Source organism: Streptomyces sp. NPDC093225 (assembly GCF_044753805.1).
Lineage (GTDB): Bacteria > Actinomycetota > Actinomycetes > Streptomycetales > Streptomycetaceae > Streptomyces.
Genome location: NZ_JBIVNX010000005.1, coordinates 220461 through 239054 on the forward strand (window position 1 = coordinate 220461; position 18594 = coordinate 239054).

The 18594-nt window shown below is 74.6% G+C and carries 16 protein-coding genes; 14 read left to right on the forward strand and 2 right to left on the reverse strand.

All coding sequences use genetic code 11. The features are described from left to right. Nucleotides 1-120 precede the first annotated feature (120 nt). Both ACIQCH_RS07930 and ACIQCH_RS07935 read left to right on the forward strand, forming a co-directional pair. The gene (locus tag ACIQCH_RS07930; RefSeq protein ID WP_402579102.1) at nucleotides 121-834 is read left to right on the forward strand and encodes a DUF4142 domain-containing protein; all 714 of its coding nucleotides are present in this window, start codon (nucleotides 121-123) and stop codon (nucleotides 832-834) included. Nucleotides 835-843: 9 nt separating this feature from the next. Beyond that, on the forward strand, nucleotides 844-2295 hold the full coding sequence (locus ACIQCH_RS07935) for a DUF1996 domain-containing protein (protein WP_402579104.1): 1452 nt from the start codon (nucleotides 844-846) through the stop codon (nucleotides 2293-2295). Between the two features lie 382 nt (nucleotides 2296-2677). Here the strand turns inward: ACIQCH_RS07935 and ACIQCH_RS07940 are convergent, their stop codons facing one another. Further along, nucleotides 2678-3895: a PucR family transcriptional regulator gene (locus ACIQCH_RS07940; protein ID WP_402579106.1), complete on the reverse strand. Its 1218-nt coding sequence runs from the start codon at nucleotides 3893-3895 to the stop codon at nucleotides 2678-2680. A 560-nt stretch (nucleotides 3896-4455) separates the two neighbouring features. On the opposite strand from ACIQCH_RS07940, the gene ACIQCH_RS07945 reads away from it, so the two are divergent. The 4 genes from ACIQCH_RS07945 (at nucleotide 4456) to ACIQCH_RS07960 (ending at nucleotide 8642) form a co-directional block, all read left to right on the forward strand. Further along, the gene (locus ACIQCH_RS07945) at nucleotides 4456-5382 is read left to right on the forward strand and encodes a hypothetical protein (protein WP_402579108.1); all 927 of its coding nucleotides are present in this window, start codon (nucleotides 4456-4458) and stop codon (nucleotides 5380-5382) included. A 5-nt stretch (nucleotides 5383-5387) separates the two neighbouring features. Further along, the gene (locus ACIQCH_RS07950) at nucleotides 5388-6848 is read left to right on the forward strand and encodes an NADH-ubiquinone oxidoreductase-F iron-sulfur binding region domain-containing protein (RefSeq protein WP_402579110.1); all 1461 of its coding nucleotides are present in this window, start codon (nucleotides 5388-5390) and stop codon (nucleotides 6846-6848) included. Between the two features lie 175 nt (nucleotides 6849-7023). Beyond that, entirely contained in the window at nucleotides 7024-8106 is a 1083-nt protein-coding gene (locus tag ACIQCH_RS07955; RefSeq protein ID WP_402579112.1) for an SCO0930 family lipoprotein, read from the forward strand. An 11-nt stretch (nucleotides 8107-8117) separates the two neighbouring features. Then, nucleotides 8118-8642 (forward strand): hypothetical protein, encoded by a 525-nt coding sequence (locus tag ACIQCH_RS07960; RefSeq protein ID WP_402579114.1) that lies wholly within the window; start codon nucleotides 8118-8120, stop codon nucleotides 8640-8642. A 438-nt stretch (nucleotides 8643-9080) separates the two neighbouring features. Here ACIQCH_RS07960 and ACIQCH_RS07965 read toward each other — a convergent pair whose 3' ends face one another. Beyond that, entirely contained in the window at nucleotides 9081-9452 is a 372-nt protein-coding gene (locus ACIQCH_RS07965) for a hypothetical protein (RefSeq protein ID WP_402579116.1), read from the reverse strand. A gap of 328 nt (nucleotides 9453-9780) precedes the next feature. Between ACIQCH_RS07965 and ACIQCH_RS07970 the strand changes: the two genes are divergently transcribed. From ACIQCH_RS07970 to ACIQCH_RS08005, 8 genes are all read left to right on the forward strand, one after another. Then, the gene (locus ACIQCH_RS07970; protein ID WP_402579118.1) at nucleotides 9781-11478 is read left to right on the forward strand and encodes an enoyl-CoA hydratase-related protein; all 1698 of its coding nucleotides are present in this window, start codon (nucleotides 9781-9783) and stop codon (nucleotides 11476-11478) included. Nucleotides 11479-11569: 91 nt separating this feature from the next. After that, complete coding sequence (locus ACIQCH_RS07975; protein ID WP_402579120.1) at nucleotides 11570-12625, forward strand: hydrogenase expression protein HypE; 1056 nt, start codon at nucleotides 11570-11572, stop codon at nucleotides 12623-12625. A 67-nt stretch (nucleotides 12626-12692) separates the two neighbouring features. Continuing rightward, nucleotides 12693-14480, forward strand: coding sequence for a nickel-dependent hydrogenase large subunit (locus ACIQCH_RS07980; RefSeq protein WP_402579122.1), 1788 nt, complete (start codon nucleotides 12693-12695; stop codon nucleotides 14478-14480). Beyond that, nucleotides 14477-15016: a hypothetical protein gene (locus ACIQCH_RS07985; RefSeq protein WP_402579124.1), complete on the forward strand. Its 540-nt coding sequence runs from the start codon at nucleotides 14477-14479 to the stop codon at nucleotides 15014-15016. The genes ACIQCH_RS07980 and ACIQCH_RS07985 overlap by 4 nt, the downstream gene beginning before the upstream one ends. Continuing rightward, the gene (locus ACIQCH_RS07990; protein ID WP_402579125.1) at nucleotides 15013-15762 is read left to right on the forward strand and encodes a DUF5947 family protein; all 750 of its coding nucleotides are present in this window, start codon (nucleotides 15013-15015) and stop codon (nucleotides 15760-15762) included. The genes ACIQCH_RS07985 and ACIQCH_RS07990 overlap by 4 nt, the downstream gene beginning before the upstream one ends. Continuing rightward, the gene (locus ACIQCH_RS07995; protein WP_402579127.1) at nucleotides 15759-16499 is read left to right on the forward strand and encodes a DUF6084 family protein; all 741 of its coding nucleotides are present in this window, start codon (nucleotides 15759-15761) and stop codon (nucleotides 16497-16499) included. The genes ACIQCH_RS07990 and ACIQCH_RS07995 overlap by 4 nt, the downstream gene beginning before the upstream one ends. Continuing rightward, a complete protein-coding gene (locus tag ACIQCH_RS08000) occupies nucleotides 16496-18043 on the forward strand; it encodes a hypothetical protein (RefSeq protein ID WP_402579129.1) in 1548 nt (515 codons plus the stop codon). The genes ACIQCH_RS07995 and ACIQCH_RS08000 overlap by 4 nt, the downstream gene beginning before the upstream one ends. After that, complete coding sequence (locus ACIQCH_RS08005; RefSeq protein WP_402579130.1) at nucleotides 18040-18588, forward strand: hydrogenase maturation protease; 549 nt, start codon at nucleotides 18040-18042, stop codon at nucleotides 18586-18588. Before ACIQCH_RS08000 ends, ACIQCH_RS08005 begins: the two co-directional genes overlap by 4 nt. Nucleotides 18589-18594: the final 6 nt, after the last annotated feature.

Genomic DNA, 18594 nt, shown 5'->3' on the forward strand with positions numbered 1-18594 from the left:
TACGGCACTAGCGTCCCGTCGCACCCCCGGGAACGCGGGTCCGCGCACCGCCCGAGCGGTGCCGTCGGTCGTACCACTCGACGCCCGCCCGCCTCCCGGCACTCGGAGCGAGGAGGATGCGTGCTGCCCCAGCGTCTACGGTCCCTGCCGGACGCCACCCGACACACCCTTGCCGGCGGTCTCGTCATCGGCGCGCTGGCACTGACGTTGCTGGCCCTGCTGGTCCCCGTCGACTCGTTCGGCGCCCGGCCGACCGCCGCATCGGCGGCGGCCGCGTCGGGCGACGACGGCCTCGGCACCCTGAGCACGCCGTACGGGCCGCTCACCGCCCAGGACCGGGACTTCGTGCGCAAGGTGCGGCTGGCCGGCCTGTGGGAAGGCCCGGCCGGCCGCCAGGCCCAGCAGCGCGGCCGCCGCGCCAGCATCCGCACGGCCGGCGACCACCTCGTCATGGGCCACAGCGACCTCGACCGGCGGGACATCGAGGTGGGCCAGGCCCTCGGCCTGGACCTGCCCACCCAGCCCAGCGAGCAGCAGCAGGGCTGGCTCTCCGAACTCGACCAACTGCAGGGCGACGCCTACGAACGGCGGTTCGTCCAGCTGGTGCGCGCCGCGCACGGCAAGGTCTTCGCCCTCGTGGCGCTGGTGCGGGCCAACACCCGCAACTCCATGGTGCGCGCCCTGGCCACCACGGCCAACGCCACGGTGCTGGACCACATGACGGTCCTGGAGGACACCGGCCTGGTCGACTTCGAGGCGCTCGTCGACCCCAGCCCCGCCCCCGGCGCACCCGGGTCCTCGGCCACCCTTCCAACCGCCCCCCTGACGAAGTGAAGTGATCGAATGAGTCGACAACAGGGCCACAAGCGCACCCGGTTGTCCCGCAAGGGCCTCGCCCTCGTCGCCACCCTGGCCCTGGGCGCCGGCGCCGTCGCCGTGGTCGCCCAGCAGGCCTCCGCCGGCATCACCTCCAACGACGGTGCGGGCCGCGCCGGGAACGGCGCCCAGGTCGTCACCGCCACCATCGACTGCCCCGACGTGGGCGACCGGCTGACCGCCGTACCCGACCAGGCGCGCGCCGCCGTGGACCGCAACCTCGCCGACCTGGACACCCAACTCGCCGACGCCTACCGCGACCTCGCCACCGGTCGCGCCTCGGAGCAGGCGCTCCTCGGCCGGTTGGAGCAGCAGCGCGACGGGTCCATCGACCGGGTGGCCGACGCCATCGGCGACTTCACCCGGCGCCCCGGCGAACTGCAGCGGATGAGCTCCTGCTCGATCAGCCGCACTCCCGCCGACCCCGCCGACGCGGCGGCGCCCGCGAACGGCGCCGCCGCCACGCCGGACAACGCCGGCGCGTCCACCGGCGACGCCGCGGCGCAGCAGCAGGGGACGTCGGAGCGGCGCAGCAGGGGCGGCCCGAGCCGCCGCGACTTCGTGCCGATCACCGCCGTACGGCCCAACGTGCGGCGCCCGGCCCTCCAGTCCGGTGCGTCCAACGGTTCCCTCACCGTCTTCTGCGGGCGCAACGAGAACGGCCACTTCAACCCCGACAACGTCATCGTCGCCCCCGGTGTCAGCAACGGCGCCCACCACATGCACGACTACGTCGGAAACCTCGCCACCGACGCCTTCTCCAGCAACGACACCCTCGCCGCCGCCGGCACCACCTGCAGCAACGGCGACAAGTCGACCTACTACTGGCCCGTGCTACGGCTGCGTGACGGCCGCGCCGAGCGGGACGTGAACGCCCCCGGCGGCGGCCAGGACGCGAACGTCGGCACCATCCAGCGGCCGCGCCAGGTGACCCTGCAGTTCAAGGGCAGCCCCGTGTCCAGGGTGACCGCCATGCCCCGCTTCCTGCGCATCATCACCGGTGACGCCAAGGCGTTCACCAACGGGCCGGGCAACGCCAACGCGTCCTGGAGCTGCACCGGATTCGAGGACCGCCAGCTCAAGGACAAGTACCCCATCTGCCCGACGGGCAGCGACGTGGTGCGCACCTTCTCCTTCCAGAGCTGCTGGGACGGGCGCAACATCGACAGCGCCAACCACCGCACCCACGTGGCCTTCGCGGACCGCGGCGGCCGCTGCGGCAACGGCTTCACCGCCATCCCGCAGCTGGTGCAGCGGATCGTCTACCGCGTGCCGCCGGGTTCCCGGATCGCCGTGGACAGCTTCCCGGAGCAGCTGCACAAGCCCGTCACCGACCACGGCGACTTCATCAACGTGATGTCGAACCGCCTGATGGACTTCGCGGTGCGCTGCATCAACTCCGGGCGCGCCTGCAGGTAGACCCGGTTCCGCCCCGCAACCCCGGACGGCCCGGCCGTCCGGGGTTGTCCGTGCCGGGAGTCCCGTCCGTGCCGCACGTCCCCTCCGTACCGGAAGACCCGTCCGCACCGAGGAGGGAGGTCCCCGACGGGCCGTCACGGCGCGGAGCGCGGGCCACGGACGTCGCCGGGGCGGCTCCCGACGCCGCACCCGCCCCACCGCACCACGCCGCCGCCCGGCCGCACGGGCGGCCCCCCGCAGGACCGCCGCCCGGGTGCACGGGACGGCACTCCGCACGACCGCGGCGCGATTTCCGGGGCGGGCCGGCCACGACAGCACCGTGCCCTTCCCCCGTGAGCGGTCGGGAGAAGGGCACGGTCGCCGTGGACGGAGCTGCTCGCTCCTACAGCCCGTTGACGCGGGCCAGTTGTACGGAACCCAGCGGGCGGAACTCGGCCGTCACGGGCCGCATTCGGCGGCCCACCCGGGTGTGCTGGCGCCGGACCTCGGCCATCAGGCGGCGGCTGCGCAGGGCCATCTCGAGCTCGAAGCGGGTGCGGGGGTCGCGCAGGCCCGGGCCGAACAGCTTCTCCAGCTGGCGCATCCGGTAGCGCACGGTCTGCGGGTGGACGCTCAGGGCCTTGGCGGCCTCGGGGGCGCCGCCGCCCTCCAGCCAGGCGAGCAGGGTGACTTCCAGGCGCTCGCTCTGCCGCGGGGTCAGGTCGGCGAGGGGTTGCAGCCAGCGGGCGGCCAGCGCATGGGCCAGCGGCTCGTCCTGCAGCAGCAGGAGGGTCGAGAGGTGGTCGTCGACGAACACGGCGCGCGGCTCCATGCCGGCCCGGGTGGGGGAGAGGGCGAGCAGCCGCATCGCCCAGCGCAGGGAAGAAGCGGTCTCGCGGGGTGGTACGGGATGTCCGACGGCCGCGAACCGGCCGCGCAGGGCGGCCTCCACGGAGGTGCGGTCGTCCGCCTCGGGGCTCGGCACCAGCAGGCAGGGCTGTCCGCCCACCAGTCCGGCGAGACCGTCGTCCAGGACGGCGGCGAGCTGCTGGGCCTCGCCGGGGGTGGCCAGGGCGATCGCCCGCAGGGCGGGCGGCTGGGTCCAGCCGGCGGCGTCCGCGAGCTCGGCCAACTGGATGTCGGTGAGCCCCGGGTCGCCCGTCAGCGCGTGGAAGAGCTCCTGGCGCGCCCGGTCGGGCACGACGGGCGACTCGTGTCCGCGGGCCTCCTGCGGGCCCGGGTGGTCGGCCCGGGCGTGTTCGGGGACGGCATCGGGCGCGTCCGCGCCCCGTACCCCGTGCGAGCTCCGCACTCCGCCCGCGCCCCGTATGCCGGCCGATCCCTCGGGAGCCTCAGCGGGGTCGGCGTCCACGGACGCGGTGTCCAGGTCCTCGTGTCGCCGCGGGGACGGGCGCTGGTAACCCAGCGCGACGAGCAGGGCCTCCTCCAGTGCGTGTCGGAGCAGTTCGTCGTCCATGTCTTCGACGCCCGCCGGGAGTGCGGGCGATCCGTGCAGCATTTCCTCCACGATCTCGCCGGCCAGAGCCGGGAGTTCCCTGCGCAGCACACGGCGCCACTCGCCGCGCGGGCGGGACCAGATGCGGTTGAGAAGTTCGCACATCGCTACCTCGTTCATGCCGGGTGAGGCCTGCCCGAGCGGAAAGGCGGCAGGCCCGTCGAGGTGGGCTCCCTCGCCGAACCGGTCATGTCCGGCGGGGAAGTTGAGGCCTCATCACTCCCTCCCAGAGGTAGCCCACCACTGGCTGTCCCGCGGCTGCGCAGCGTCGCGCCACCGTGGAACGGAGTGGGCGGCAACCCCGGGGATCACCCGTCCCTGCCGCACCACTGGAACGGAATCCTCCGTGGTTACACGATGTCATGGCGACACGCCCGCAAGAAGTTGTCACGTTTAGATAAATCCTGTGGTCGCGTTGCGAAGCTCCACGATGCTTCTGCCACTCCGACGGCCGAGCTGCCGGACTTGCCGGCACCGCCGCGCAGTACCGACCACTATCCCCCCGTGGTGCCGAGCGTGAGGTGGAGCCTCGGTACGCGGGGCGCACGGGAGACCCGATGCCGCTGTCCCACACGCACCCGCCGCGAACTCACCGCGCCAGCCGCCGAAGGCGGCACGCCGGAGCCGCCCGCACCGCAGGCCGGCGGGCCGTCCGGCGCCCGCCGTTGTCCCTCGCCCCCGCGGCGGGGCGCGCGCCGCGCGGCCCCCGGTACGCGGCCGGCGCCGCGCTCGTCCTCGTCCTGGTCGTGGCGGCCCGGGCCGGGGCGCTCACCCGCATATGGGAGTTCCTCGACTTCGGGGCGGGGGTGCTCTCCCTCGTCTCGCTCTCCGCCGCGGTGCTGTGGGGGTTGGCGGCCACCGATCGGACCGTCCTGGACTCCGGCCACCGGCTCCTCGCGCAGGGCGTGCACCGCGCCCTCGCGGTGTCCGGCCTGGGCTTCCTCGGCCTGCACATCTGGGCCAAGATCGCGGGCGGCACCACGGTGGCCGCCTCCGCGGTCGTGCCCTTCGCCGACCGGGACCGTCCGCTGATCATCGGTCTGGGCACCCTGGCCGGCTACCTCTTCGTCTCCGTGGCCGCCTCCGGCGCGCTGCGCAGCGCGTTCGCCACCCGCAGCCGCTCGGTGTGGTGGCGCGTGCTGCACACGGGCGCGTACCCGGCCTGGGGCGCGGCCCTGGTGCACGGGCTGCGCGCCGGCCGCGCGGCCGCCGACTGGGTGACCACCTCGTACATGCTCTGCCTGGCCGCGGCCGCGTTCCTCGTCGCGCTGCGGGTCCGGAACCGGCTGCGCGGCGCCGCCGGCACGGCCCGACCCCCGGCCGGCGCTGCGGCGCCCGCCGCCGCGCCGACCCGGGCCGACACGCCGGCCGCGGCGCCGGACGCGCGACCGCCGCTGATCGGAGTGCCGCCCGGACCCGCGGTCCCCATGATCCCCCTGGCGGACTCCCGGCCCGGCACCGGAGACGCGCGGGCGGACCTCATCGAGACCCAACCCATCCCCGTCCAGCCGAACCTGATCCCACCCCAGCCCGGCCCGGACCGGGCCTTCCCGGGCCCCGCGCCCCGCCTCGTCCGCGGTCCGGGACGGTGACCGCGGTGTACGAACCCCGGCCCGCCCTCGGCTCCGTGGGGCCACCCCGACTGCTCGCCGGACTCGACCGCACCGGCCGGCTGGACCGGGTCGGGCACCTGACCCAGCACGGCTCCCCGCCCCGGTTCCGCCCCGACGAACTCGCCGATCTGGCCGAGAACGTCGACCTGCGCGGCCGGGGCGGCGCCGGGTTCCCGTTCGCCCGCAAGGTGCAGGCCGTGACCCGCTCGACGGCCTCCCGCGAGGGCCGGTGCAACGTCGTGGTCAACGGCAGCGAGGGCGAACCCGCCTGCCTCAAGGACACCGCCCTCTGGCTCCACGTACCCCATCTGGTCCTGGACGGCGCCCAGTTGGCCGCCGAGTCGCTGGGCGCGGAGGAGGTGGTGGTCGGCGTCACCCGGTCCGACGTCCACGAGTCCGCGAGCGCCGCCATCGCCGAACGCGGGCCCGCGGCCGTCCGGTTGCGGGTGGTGCGGCTGCCGGAGCGGTTCGTCACCGGTGAGGGCACCGCGCTCGTGGCCGGGATCAGCGGCGCCGCCGCGGTGCCCGCCGGCCGTCGCGTCCGCACCAGCGACCGCGGCCTGGGCGGACTGCCCACCCTGCTGTCGAACACCGAGACCTTCGCCCAGCTCGCGGTCGCCGCCCGGCTCGGCGCCCTCGCCTACCGGGCCGCCGGCCTGCCCGACGAACCCGGCACCCTGCTCCTCACCATCGCCGGCCGGGTCGTCGTCGAGACCCCGACCGGCGTACCGCTGCCGTACGTCCTGCGGCAGAGCGGCATGGACGCCGGCCAGGGCGTCCTCGTGGGCGGCTACCACGGCAGATGGCTGACCCCGCGCGACGCCAACGCCGCCCTGGTCTCCCGGCAGTCGCTGTCGGCGTACGACGCCGTGCTCGGGGCCGGCGCGGTGCTGCCGCTGCCCGAGGACACCTGCCCGGCGGGGGAGGTGGCGCGCGTGACCCGCTGGATGGCCGGCGAGTCGGCCGGGCAGTGCGGCCCCTGCGCCAACGGCCTGCCGGCCCTGGCGCGGCGGCTGGAGGACGCCCTCGTCGGCGACCGGCGCGCCTTCGGGGACCTGGAGGCGCGGATGCGGGCGGTCCGGCGCAGGGGCGCGTGCAGCCATCCCGACGGCACCGCCGCGTTCGTGGCCTCCGCGCTCGCCGTGTTCGCCGACGAGTTCCACGACCACGCCCACGGGCGCGGCTGCGGCCGCGCCGTGCTCGGGGCCCTCCCGCTGCCCCCGGACGCCGCGCCACCGGAGCCGGAGGGCCGCCAGCAGCTCGTCGTCGACTGGACGCTCTGCAAGGGCCACGGGCTGTGCGCCGACGTCCTCCCCGACGTCGTCAACCTCGACCCCGACGGCTTCCCGGCCCAGGCCTCGATGCCGGTGCCCCCGCGCCAGCGGGCCCGCGCACTGCGCGCCGTACGCCGCTGTCCGGCGCTCGCCCTGCGCATGCAGGAATGACGCGGGAAACGGGTGCCGGAGCCCGCGAGTTCAATGTTGGCGGGATCTGATAAATTCCGCCGCGATTCTCGCAACCGGCACCGGAACTCCCGTATGAATTTCCCCAGCAGTAAAGGACGTCCGCCGGGTGGAGACGCTCGAGGCCAGAGACGTTCGCAATACGGAGGAGAAGACGATGGACGACGACAAGCGCCGCGGAATCATCGCCGGATCGGCAGTGGCCGTGCTCCTGCTCACCGCAGGCTGCGGAGCCGGCGGAGACCGTGCGGCCCCGGTCGGCAATTCCGTCCAGCAGCAGGGCGGCGTCGGCGCGGCGAAGGACGCGGCGGCCGGTTCGGGATACGGCTCCGGCTCCGGATCCGGATACGGATCGGCCGACGGCTACGGGTCCGGCTCCGACGGGTCGGACACCGGCTCCGGGTACGGCGACGCGGACGCCGCCGGGAAGGGCGAGCCGGCCGGCAAGCTCGCCGCCCGGGAGATCTCGGGCGTGGGCACCGTGGTCACCGACGGCGCCGGCGCCACCCTCTACCGCTTCGACAAGGACAGCGCCGCGCCGCCCCGGTCCGCCTGCGACGGCGACTGCGCCGAGGCCTGGCCGCCCGTCCCCGCGGGGGACGCCACCGCCGCGGCCGGCGTGGACGCCGCCCTTCTCGGCGAGGTGCTCCGCTCCGACGGCACCCGCCAGCTCACCCTCGGCGGCTGGCCCGTGTACCGCTACGCCAAGGACACCAAGCCGGGCGAGGCGAAGGGGGAGGGCGTCGGCGGCACGTGGCACGCGCTCGCACCCGACGGCAAGAAGGCCAAGGACGCCGGAGCGGCGGGCGGCAGCAGCGGCGGCAGCGGCAGCGGCAGCGACACGGGAATGGAGGACATGAACATGGGCTCCAAGAGCGGCGCCGAACTCTCGGTGTTCCGCGACCCGCGCTTCGGGAATCTCGTGGCCGAGGCCTCCGGAATGACCCTGTACCGATTCGACAAGGACAGCGCCTGGCCCATGAAAATCGGCTGCGTCGGCGCCTGCGTGAATACGTGGAAACCGGCGAAGCCGGTGGACGCGGAAAAGGTGTCGGGAATAGCCAAGAAACTCATCGGATCGGTGAAGCGGCCCGACGGGACCATGCAGCTCACCATCAACTGCTGGCCCGTCTACTGGTTCACCGGGGACAAGAAGCCCGGCGACACCAACGGCCACGGCAAGCAGGGCCTGTGGTTCGCCATCACCGACACCGGCAAGAAGGCCCCCGCGGCCGGATAGGAGCGACGGCCGTGGCCCCCTCCCGCGGAACCGGCCGCGCCGCGGTCGCCCTGCTCGCCACCGCGCTGCTCCTCCCCGGCTGCGCCGCCCGTGAGCCGTCCCGGACGGCGGCCCGTGAGCCGGTCCGGGAGCCGGCGACGGCCGCCCGGCCGACGGCCCGCCCGCCCGGCCTCCAGACCCTGGCCACCGCCCTCGGCTGCACTCCCACCGTCAGCGTCGACGCCGACGAACTGCGCCAGGGCGAGTGCCGGACCGGCCGGGGTGCCTACCGGCTGGTCACCTTCGCCACCGGCAGCGGCCTGCGCGCCTGGCTGACCGAAGCCCGCGCGTACGGCGGTACGTACCTGGTCGGCGACCGCTGGGTGGTCACCGCCCGGCCGGAAGCCGCCCTGACCCCCCTCAAAGCCCGCGTCGGGGGCCGCCTCGACGCCGCCCCCGCCCACGGCCACCCCTCGGACCCGTCCCCGACCCACTCCGACCACATGAGCGGGATGAACCACCCCGCCCCCGACCCCGCCCACCCCGACCACGGCTGACCCTCCCCTACCCCCTCCCACCCCTGACCCGACCGACCTGGCCCGAACACCCCCGACCCGATCACCCCGACCGACCGACCACCCGACCCGTTCCGACCACCCCGACCCGAGCCACTCCCACTGCTGACCCGACCGGACATCCACCTCACCGGAACGACCCGAACCCACCCGTCCACGACGACCCTCCCCGATCCGACGCACCCTCCACGCCGACCTCCGGGAACCGGCCTCCTCAGCCTCCACCCTCCCGGACCCGACCCCCTCGGAACCGACCCCCTCGGCCCGGATCCGACCGAAAGGAGCCGCCCTTCGCACCATTGACCGACCCTCCCCAACCCCGGCGGCCGCCCCGCCGGAACCGACCGGGACGGGGGACACGGCGTACTGCACCGCGCCGGATCCCCCGTCCCGCGTCCGTGTCCGCGTCCGGCGACACCCCTAGAGCTTCTCCTCCATGCGGATGGCCGACTCCAGGTCCTCGTGCGCCCGCCCCGTGCGCCCCCGCTGCTGCTCCAGCAACGCGGCGGCGATGGCGTCGAGCTTGCGCTGGATCGCGTGCTCGGCACGGCGCTCGGAGTTCTTCAGCAGCGCCAGCAGGAGCAGGGACACGGCCCCGATCGCGTCCCCCGCGATGTTCTGCCACTCCAGCCCCAGGCCCGCGACGTGCACCACGACGAAGGCGGCGACCAGCGCGACGCACACCAGGGAGAAGACCGAGGAGCTCGTGAAGTTGGACGCGAGCTCGGCCAACCGCTCGAAGCGGTTGCCGCGCGCCTCGTCCGTGCGCTCCGCAGGGTGCTGGAAGGCCATGCACCGCTGCTGCCCCCGACACGCACGGGCACACCTGCCCCGCAACGCACGGCACCGCATCCGCACCTCCACGCGCATCCGCATCCGCCAAGGACGCACCGCCGCATCCGGCTCCGGCACCCCCGCCGACCGGCCCTGCCGACCCCCCGCTTTCGGGTGACCCCGCTGCCCGGCTCCGCCGCGCCGCGCCCACCACCCCGGAATCATCGCTGGCGGCCGGTCATGCCCCGGTCACGCGGAACGGGCCGGAGACGGCCCCCTCCCGCGTCCCATCCGCAAGGCCGGCCCGCCCCGCGCGACCCGGCACCGGCCGCCGCCGGGAGACCACGTGCACATCCTGCTCGTCGCGAGCGCCTTCAACAGCCTGACCCAGCGGGTCCACGCCGAACTGCGCGACCACGGCCACCGCGTCGCCGTGGAGCTCGCGCTGCCCGGCACCTCCCTCGCCGGGGCGGTGGACCGCCACGACCCGGACCTGGTGATCGCGCCGATGCTGCGCACCGCCCTCCCGGAGGAGGTCTGGTCGGCCCGCACCTGCCTCATCGTCCACCCCGGGCCCCCGGGCGACCGCGGCCCCTCCTCGCTGGACCACGCCCTGCACGACCGGGCGGCCCGCTGGGGCGTCACCGTCCTCCAGGCCAACGCCGAAATGGACGGCGGCGACGTCTGGGCCTCGGCCGACTGCCCGCTGCCCCCCGCCGGCAAGAGCGACCTCTACCGCGGCGAGATCGCCGACGCGGCCCTGGAGGCGGTCCTCGAGGCCGTGGAGCGTTTCGCCTCGGGTACGTACGTCCCCCGGCCCCAGGACGCCGGCCACGTCCGCCCGGCGGTCCGCCAGGAGCAGCGGCGCATCGACTGGGAGGCCGACCCTACCGAGCGCGTCCTGCGCGTCCTGCGGGCCGCCGACTCGCGGCCCGGCGTCCTCGACGACCTGCTCGGCACCCCCTGGTACCTGCACGGCGGCCACCCCGAGGACCGACTGCGCGGCCGTCCCGGGGAGCTCCTGGCCACCCGGGCCGGCGCGATCTGCCGGGCCACCACCGACGGCGCCGTGTGGATCCCGGAGCTGCGCGCCCCCCGCGTCCCGGGCGGCCCCGTCCCGGTCAAGCTCCCCGCCACCCTCGCGCTCGGCGACCTGCTGCCGCCGCTGCCCGAGCGCCCGGCCCCGCCGACCTCCGCCCGCGGCCGCCGCACCTGGTCCGACATCGGCTACCGCGAGGACGGTGCGACCGGGTTCCTGACCTTCTCGTTCCCCGGCGGTGCCATGAGCACGGCGCACTGCCGCCGGCTCCTCGACGCCTACCGGGCCGCGTGCACCCGCCCCACCTCCGTCCTCGTCCTGGGCGGTGGCCGGGACTTCTTCTCCAACGGCATCCACCTCGGCGTCATCGAGGCCGCCGCCGACCCGGCAGCCGAGTCCTGGGCCAACATCAACGCCATCGACGACCTCGTCGAGGCGGTCCTGACCACCACGGACCGCCTCGTGGTCGCGGCCCTGGGCGGCAACGCCGCCGCCGGCGGCGCCATGCTCGCGCTGGCCGCCGACGAGGTCTGGTGCCGGGCCGGCGCCGTCCTGAACCCGCACTACCGCCTGATGGGCCTGTACGGCTCCGAGTACTGGACGTACACCCTGCCGCGCCGGGTGGGGGACGCGGCCGCCGCCCGGCTGACGGCCGACGCCCTGCCGGTCAGCGCCGCCGCCGCCCGGAACGCCGGCCTGGTCGACCGTACGGTCGCCTGCGCGCCCGGGGCCTTCGCCGAGCGGACCGCGGCGCTCGCCACCCGGCTGGCGGCCGCACCCGGCACCCAGGCCCGGATCGCCGCCAAGAAGGCGCAGCGCGAGCGCGACGAGGCCACCCGGCCCCTCGCCGCGTACCGGGCGGACGAGCTGGCCCGGATGCGGGCCGTCTTCGACGACCCCGAAGCGCCCTACCACGCCCTGCGACGGGCCTTCGTGCGCAAGGAACGCCCCACCGCGACCCCGCCCCACCTCACCGGCCCGGGTCACCGGACCGGCCGTACATGACGGGGCGCTCGCGCCGCCGTCCTGTTAGCAAGAAAGGTAGGCCGCCCACGGCGGTCCGTCCCCCACCACCCTCCCCGAGGAGGAACCCCGCATGGACGCAGCAACGCCGGTCGAGGCCGACGCCCCTCCGATCCACGTCCTCTGGATCAATGCAGGCCTGAGCTGCGACGGGGACTCCGTCGCGCTGACCGCGGCCATGCAGCCGACCATCGAAGAGATCGTGACGGGCGCGCTGCCCGGGCTGCCCAAGATCCAGGTGCACTGGCCACTGATCGACTTCGAGTGCGGACCGGTCGGCGGCGCCGACACGTTCATCGAATGGTTCTTCAAGGGCGAGCGCGGCGAGATCGACCCCTTCGTGCTCGTCGTCGAGGGCTCCATCCCCAACGAGCAGATCAAGCAGGAGGGGTACTGGTGCGGCTTCGGCGACGACCCGGAGACCGGCCAGCCCATCACGACGAGCGAGTGGATCGACCGGCTCGCGCCCAAGGCCCTGGCCGTCGTCGCCATCGGCACCTGCGCCACGTACGGCGGCATCCACGCCATGGAGGGCAACCCCACCGGAGCCATGGGCGTGCCCGACTACCTGGGCTGGGACTGGAAGTCCCAGGCCGGCATCCCGATCGTGTGCGTCCCGGGCTGCCCGATCCAGCCGGACAACTTCTCCGAGACGCTCACCTACCTGCTCTACCAGGCGGCCGGCTCGGCCCCGATGATCCCGCTCGACGACAAGCTGCGCCCGACCTGGCTGTTCGGGCAGACCGTGCACGAGGGCTGCGACCGGGCCGGCTACTACGAGCAGGGCCAGTTCGCGGAGACCTACGACTCGCCCAAGTGCCTGGTCAAGCTCGGTTGCTGGGGCCCGGTCGTCAAGTGCAACGTGCCCAAGCGGGGCTGGATGAACGGCGTCGGCGGCTGCCCCAACGTCGGCGGCATCTGCATCGCCTGCACCATGCCCGGCTTCCCGGACAAGTTCATGCCGTTCATGGACGAGCCGCCCGGCGCCAAGGTGTCGACGAAGGCCAGCGGCGCGTACGGAGCGGTCGTCCGCAGGCTCCGCTCGATCACCCTCCACACGGTGGACGAGGAGCCCAAGTGGCGCCGCACCGGCCCGAAGCTCGCCACCGGCTACCGCCCGCCGTGGTGACCCCGGCACCTCCCCGCACCAGCTCGCCCCGCAACTCCCGCACCCCGGAAGGCTCACGGCACAGACGATGACAACCCCGAAGACCAAAACGGCCGGAGACGGCAACGGCCTCGTGGAGATGGCCTGGGATCCGATCACCCGGATCGTGGGCAGCCTCGGCATCCACACGAAGATCGACTTCAAGCAGAAGCGGGTCGCCGAGTGCTACAGCACGTCGTCGGTCTTCCGCGGCTACAGCGTGTTCATGCGCGGCAAGGACCCCCGAGACGCGCACTTCATCACCAGCCGCATCTGCGGGATCTGCGGCGACAACCACGCCACGTGCTCGGTGTACGCGCAGAACATGGCGTACGGGGTCAAGCCGCCCCACCTCGGCGAGTGGATCATCAACCTCGGCGAGTCCGCGGAGTACATGTTCGACCACAACATCTTCCAGGAGAACCTGGTCGGGGTCGACTACTGCGAGAAGATGGTCCGCGAGACCAACCCGGGCGTCCTGGAACTGGCCGAGCGCACCGAGGCCCCGCACGCCGCCGAGCACGGCTACCGCACGATCGCCGACATCATGCGCTCCCTCAACCCCATCGAGGGCGAGTTCTACCGCGAGGCGCTCCAGGTCAGCCGCTACACGCGGGAGATGTTCTGCCTGATGGAGGGCCGCCACGTGCACCCCTCCACCCTCTACCCGGGCGGCGTCGGCACCGTCGCCTCGGTGCAGCTGTTCACCGACTACATGAGCCGCCTCATGCGGTACGTCGAGTTCATGAAGCGCGTCGTCCCGCTCCACGACGACCTCTTCGACTTCTTCTACGAGGCGCTGCCCGGGTACGAGGAGGTCGGCCGGCGCCGCGTGCTGCTCGGCTGCTGGGGCGCCCTCAACGACCCCGACCACTGCGACTTCACGTACGCCAACATGACCGACTGGGGACGGAAGATGTTCGTCACCCCGGGCGTGGTCGTGGACGGCAAGCTGGTCACCAACGACCTCACGCAGATCAACCTCGGCATCCGCATCCTCCTCGGCAGTTCGTACTACGACGACTGGGAGGGCCGGGAGCAGTTCGTCACCCACGACCCGCTCGGCAACCCGGTCGACCCGCGCCACCCGTGGAACCAGCACACCATCCCGGCCCCGCAGAAGCGGAACTTCGACGACAAGTACAGCTGGGTGATGTCGCCGCGCTGGTTCGACGGCAAGGACCACCTGGCGCTCGACACCGGCGGCGGGCCCATCGCCCGGCTCTGGTCGACGGCGCTGTCCGGCCTGGTCGACGTCGGGTACGTGAAGGCCACCGGGCACAGCGTCGTCATCAACCTGCCGCGCACGATGACGAAGCCGGAGACCACCTTCGAGTGGCGCATCCCGAAGTGGAGCAACGCGCTGGAGCGCAACCGCGCCCGCACGTACTTCCAGGCCTACGCGGCCGGCATCGCGCTGCACTGCGCCGAGAAGGGCCTCGCCGAGGTCCGCGCCGGACGCACCCAGACCTGGGAGAAGTTCGAGGTCCCGGACGAGTCCATCGGCTGCGGCTTCACCGAGGCGGTGCGCGGCGTGCTCTCGCACCACATGGTCATCCGCGACGGCAAGATCGCCAACTACCACCCGTACCCGCCCACCCCGTGGAACGCCAGCGTCCGCGACTCCTACGGCACGCCGGGCCCCTACGAGGACGCGGTGCAGAACACCCCGATCTTCGAGGAGAACCCGCCGGAGAACTTCAAGGGCATCGACATCATGCGCGCCGTGCGCAGCTTCGACCCCTGCCTGCCGTGCGGCGTGCACATGTACGTCGGCGGCGGCAAGACCGTCAAGCAGCTGCACGTCCCCACCGGCCTGAGCGGGCTGGGCGGATGAGCGCGCGCACGGTACCCGACGCCCGGCAGGCCGGGCGCCGCGTGGAGGAGATCCTCGACGGCCTGGCCGAGAGCGGGGACCGCCCCGCCCTCGCGGCCGCCGAGGAACTCGTACGCGTCCTCATGGAGTTCTACGGCGCCGGCCTCGCCCGCCTCGTCGCCGCCCTCGACCCGGCCCGGACGGCCCGGCTGCTCGACGACGAACTCGTCGGCGGGCTGCTGGCGTTGCACGACCTGCACCCCGAGGACGTCCACACCCGCATCGGCCGGGTGCTGGCCGCCGCGCCGGAACCGGTCGAACTGGCCGCGTTCGACGAGGCCGACGGCGTGCTGAGGCTCCGCAGGGCCGCCGCGGGAGGCGGCTGCGGCTGCGGCTCCACCGACCCGGACGCCGCGCGGCGCGCGCTGGAGGACGCGGTCGCCGCCCTGGTGCCCGAGGTGACCTCGGTCGAACTGGAACCCGCCGGGAGCACCGGGCCGCGGCAGCCCCTGCTCCAGATCGGCACCCGGCCCCCGGCCCCGGCGCGGGTCCGGTGACCGCCGCCGCACCGCGCACGGCGAGCCCGCTCGGAAGGGGCGGGCTGCGCCGGTTCACCGGACCGCGCCCACCGCGACCGGAGGTGTGCGAGCTGTGCGGGACGCCGGTGGCCGGCGACGGTCACCGGCACGTGGTCGAGACGGAGCGGCGGGCGCTGGTGTGCGCCTGCCGGGCCTGCGCGACGCTCTTCGACCGGCCCGGCGCGGCCACCGGCCGCTACCGGGCCGTGCCCGACCGTTACCTCGCCGACCCGGACCACCGGCTGGACGAGGGGGCGTGGGAGCTCCTGCGCATCCCGGTGGGCGTGGCCTTCCTCTTCCGCAACTCCGCCCTCGACCGGCCGGTGGCGCTTTACCCGAGCCCGGCGGGCGCCACCGAGAACGAACTCGACCCCGACGTCTGGCAGTCGGTCCTGGACGCCGGCCCGCTCGCCGGACTCCTCAGGCCCGACGTGGAGGCCCTGCTGCTGCGCCGTACGGACGGTCGCACCAGCTGCCATCTCGTACCCGTCGACATCTGCTACGAACTGGTGGGCCGCATGCGCCTGCTGTGGCAGGGCTTCGACGGCGGCGCCGAAGCCCGCGCCGCCCTGGCGGAGTTCTTCGACCGGGTCGAGCACCGGGCCCGCCCGGTAGGCCCGGACGCGGCGACCAGCGGGACCGCGACCCGGCGGCCCCCGGCGACGGCCGCCCCGGCGACGTCCGACACCACGGCCCCGACCCGGACGGGGGCGGCCCGCCCGTGACCGACCTCACCTTCGCCTGCACCGGCGTGACCGCCGACCCGTACGCCGCCGGCCCCACCCTGGTCTTCCGGCTGCGCATCACCGGGCCCCCGCAGACCCGGGTGCACGCCCTCGCCCTGCGCTGCCAACTGCGCATCGAACCCGCCCGGCGCTCCTACGGCCCCGCCGAGGCCGAGGGGCTGACCGACCTGTTCGGCGAGCGCTCCCGCTGGGGCACCACCCTCAACCCCCTCCAGTTCGCCCAGGTCGCCCTGATGGTCCCGGGGTTCACCGGGGAGACCGAGGTCGACATGCCGGTGCCGTGCACGTACGACATGGACATCTCGTCCGCCCGCTACTTCGACGCCCTGCGCGACGGCGCGGCCCCGCTGCTCCTGCTCTTCTCGGGCACCGCCTTCACCGGCCCCGGCGGCTTCCAGGTCGCGCCCGTGCCCTGGGACCGGGAGGCGGCCTTCCGGCTCCCGGTGTCGGTCTGGCGGGAGATGGTCGAGCAGCACTTCCCCGGCTGCGGCTGGCTGAAGCTGCCCCGCGAGACCATGGACGCGCTGCTCGCCTACCGCTCCCGGCACTCCCTGGCGTCCTGGGAGTCGACCGTACGGGCCCTGCTCGACGGCGCCGCCGCGGCCGAGTCCGTCCCCCCACCCGGCGCCGCACCCCCGCGGCCCGGCGACCCGGCGCGCTCCCACCGGCTCGGCGCCATCCTGTCCCGGACCGGCGGCGAGAGGCCCGCGCCATGACCACCACCCGCACCACGACCGCCCCCGCCCCCCGCACAGCACCCCCCGGAACGGCCGGGTTCGCGCACGCCCGCCAGGTCGCCGACGCCGTCCTCTTCGAGGGGTACGTGCTCTACCCGTACCGCGCCTCCGCCGCCAAGAACCGGCTGCGCTGGCAGTTCGGCGTCCTGGTGCCGCCCGCGTGGGGCCCCGCGCACGGCGAGCACTCGACCTCGCGGACCGAGCTGCTCATGGAACCCCGCGGCACGGACGCCGTGCTCGCCGTCGAGCTGCGCTTCCTGCACGCCCTGCGCCGGACCGTCCAACAGGCGCTCCCCGACGGCGGGTTCGAGGACACCGCCGAACTCCAGCTGCCCGACCGGGTGCTGGTCCCCTGGGACGAGGGCGCCGAGGAGCGGGTGGAGTTCGCCGTACCGGTGGCGGACCTGCTCGGCGACGGACTCCTGCTGCCGTTCGCCCGGCCGGCCCGCGAGGAGACCGAACCCGTCCACGACGCCGCCGGTCGCACCGTCGGCCGGCTCGTCCGCCGCGCCGCGCCCGTCGAGGGCGCCGTACGGCTGCGGGCCGCCGAACTCGACGTGCCCTACCGGGCGTTCCGGCTCACCGCCACGGTGGAGAACACCAGCTCCTGGGCGCCGGACGGCGCCTCCGAGGCCGCCGACCGCGACGCCGCGCTGCCCCGGTCGCTGGTCGCCGCGCACCTGCTGCTCGGCCTGAGCTCGGGATCGTTCCTCTCGATGACCGCGCCGCCGGAATGGGCCCGCGCGGCGGTGGCCGCCTGCGAGAACCGGCACACCTGGCCGGTGCTGGCCGGCGCGCCGGGCCGGTCGGACGTCGTGCTGTCCTCGCCGATCATCCTCGAGGACCACCCCGCCATCGCCCCGGAGAGCGCCGGGGCCATGTACGACGCCACCGAGATCGACGAGATCCTCGCACTGCGCACCGCGGCCCTCACCGAACAGGAGAAGCGCGAGGCACGCGGCACCGACGCCCGGGCCGCCGCCGTCGTCGACCTCGCCGACTCCCTCCCCCCGGAGGTGCTGGAGCGCCTGCACGGTGCGGTCCGCTCGCTGCGCGACGTCACGGGCGACGCCACGGGCGAGGACACCGCCCGGACGCCGCCGGACACCGGCGGCCCGCGGCGGGTGCCGGGCGAGGACGCCGACGGCCCGTCGGACGCCGCGGACCCCGACCTGTTCCGGCCCGACACCCCCTGGTGGGACCCCGCCGGAGCCGCCCCGGCCGGCCCGCCGCCCGACCGGGTCCTGGTCGACGGCGTCCTCGTCGGCGAGGGCAGCCGGGTGCTCCTGCGCCCCGGACTGCGCCGCACCGACGCCCAGGACCTGTTCCTGGCGGGCCGCGCCGCCCTGGTCGAGTCCGTCCTGCACGACGTCGACGGGGTCGTCCACCTGGCGGTGACGGTCGAGGGCGACCCCGGCGCCGACATCCGCCGGGAGCAGGGCCGCTTCCTCTACTTCCAGCCCGACGAGGTCACCCCGCTGCCGGACGGCCCGCGGCCGGACGCCCCCCTGGAGGACGCGTGAGCGGTCGGACCCTGGTCGCCGGCATCGGGAACGTCTTCCTCGGCGACGACGGCTTCGGCGTGGAAACCGTCCGCGCCCTGGCCGGACGCCAGCTGCCCGGCGGCGCCGAGGCGGTGGACTTCGGCGTGCGCGGCGTGCACCTCGCCTACCAGCTGCTCGACGGCTACGACACCCTCGTCCTCGTCGACGCCACCGCCCGCGGCGGCGAGCCCGGCACCCTCTACCTGATCGAGGTCGAGGACCCCGGACGCACCACCGTGGAGACGGAACGGCCCGCCGTCCTCGACGGCCACCAGATGTCCCCGGACACCGTGCTCGCCCTCCTGGGCACCCTGTGCGCGGGCACCGGCGGCAGCCCGCCCGGACGGATCCTCGTCGTCGGCTGCGAACCGGCCTCCCTGGCGGAGGGCATCGGGCTGAGCGAGCCGGTGGCGGCCGCCGTGCCGGAGGCCGTACGGATGGTCCTGGACCTCCTGGACGAGGCCGCCGGGCGACCCGCCGCCGCACCGGAGCCGTGCACCCCCGCCGGACTCCCCGAGAACTGAAGGAGA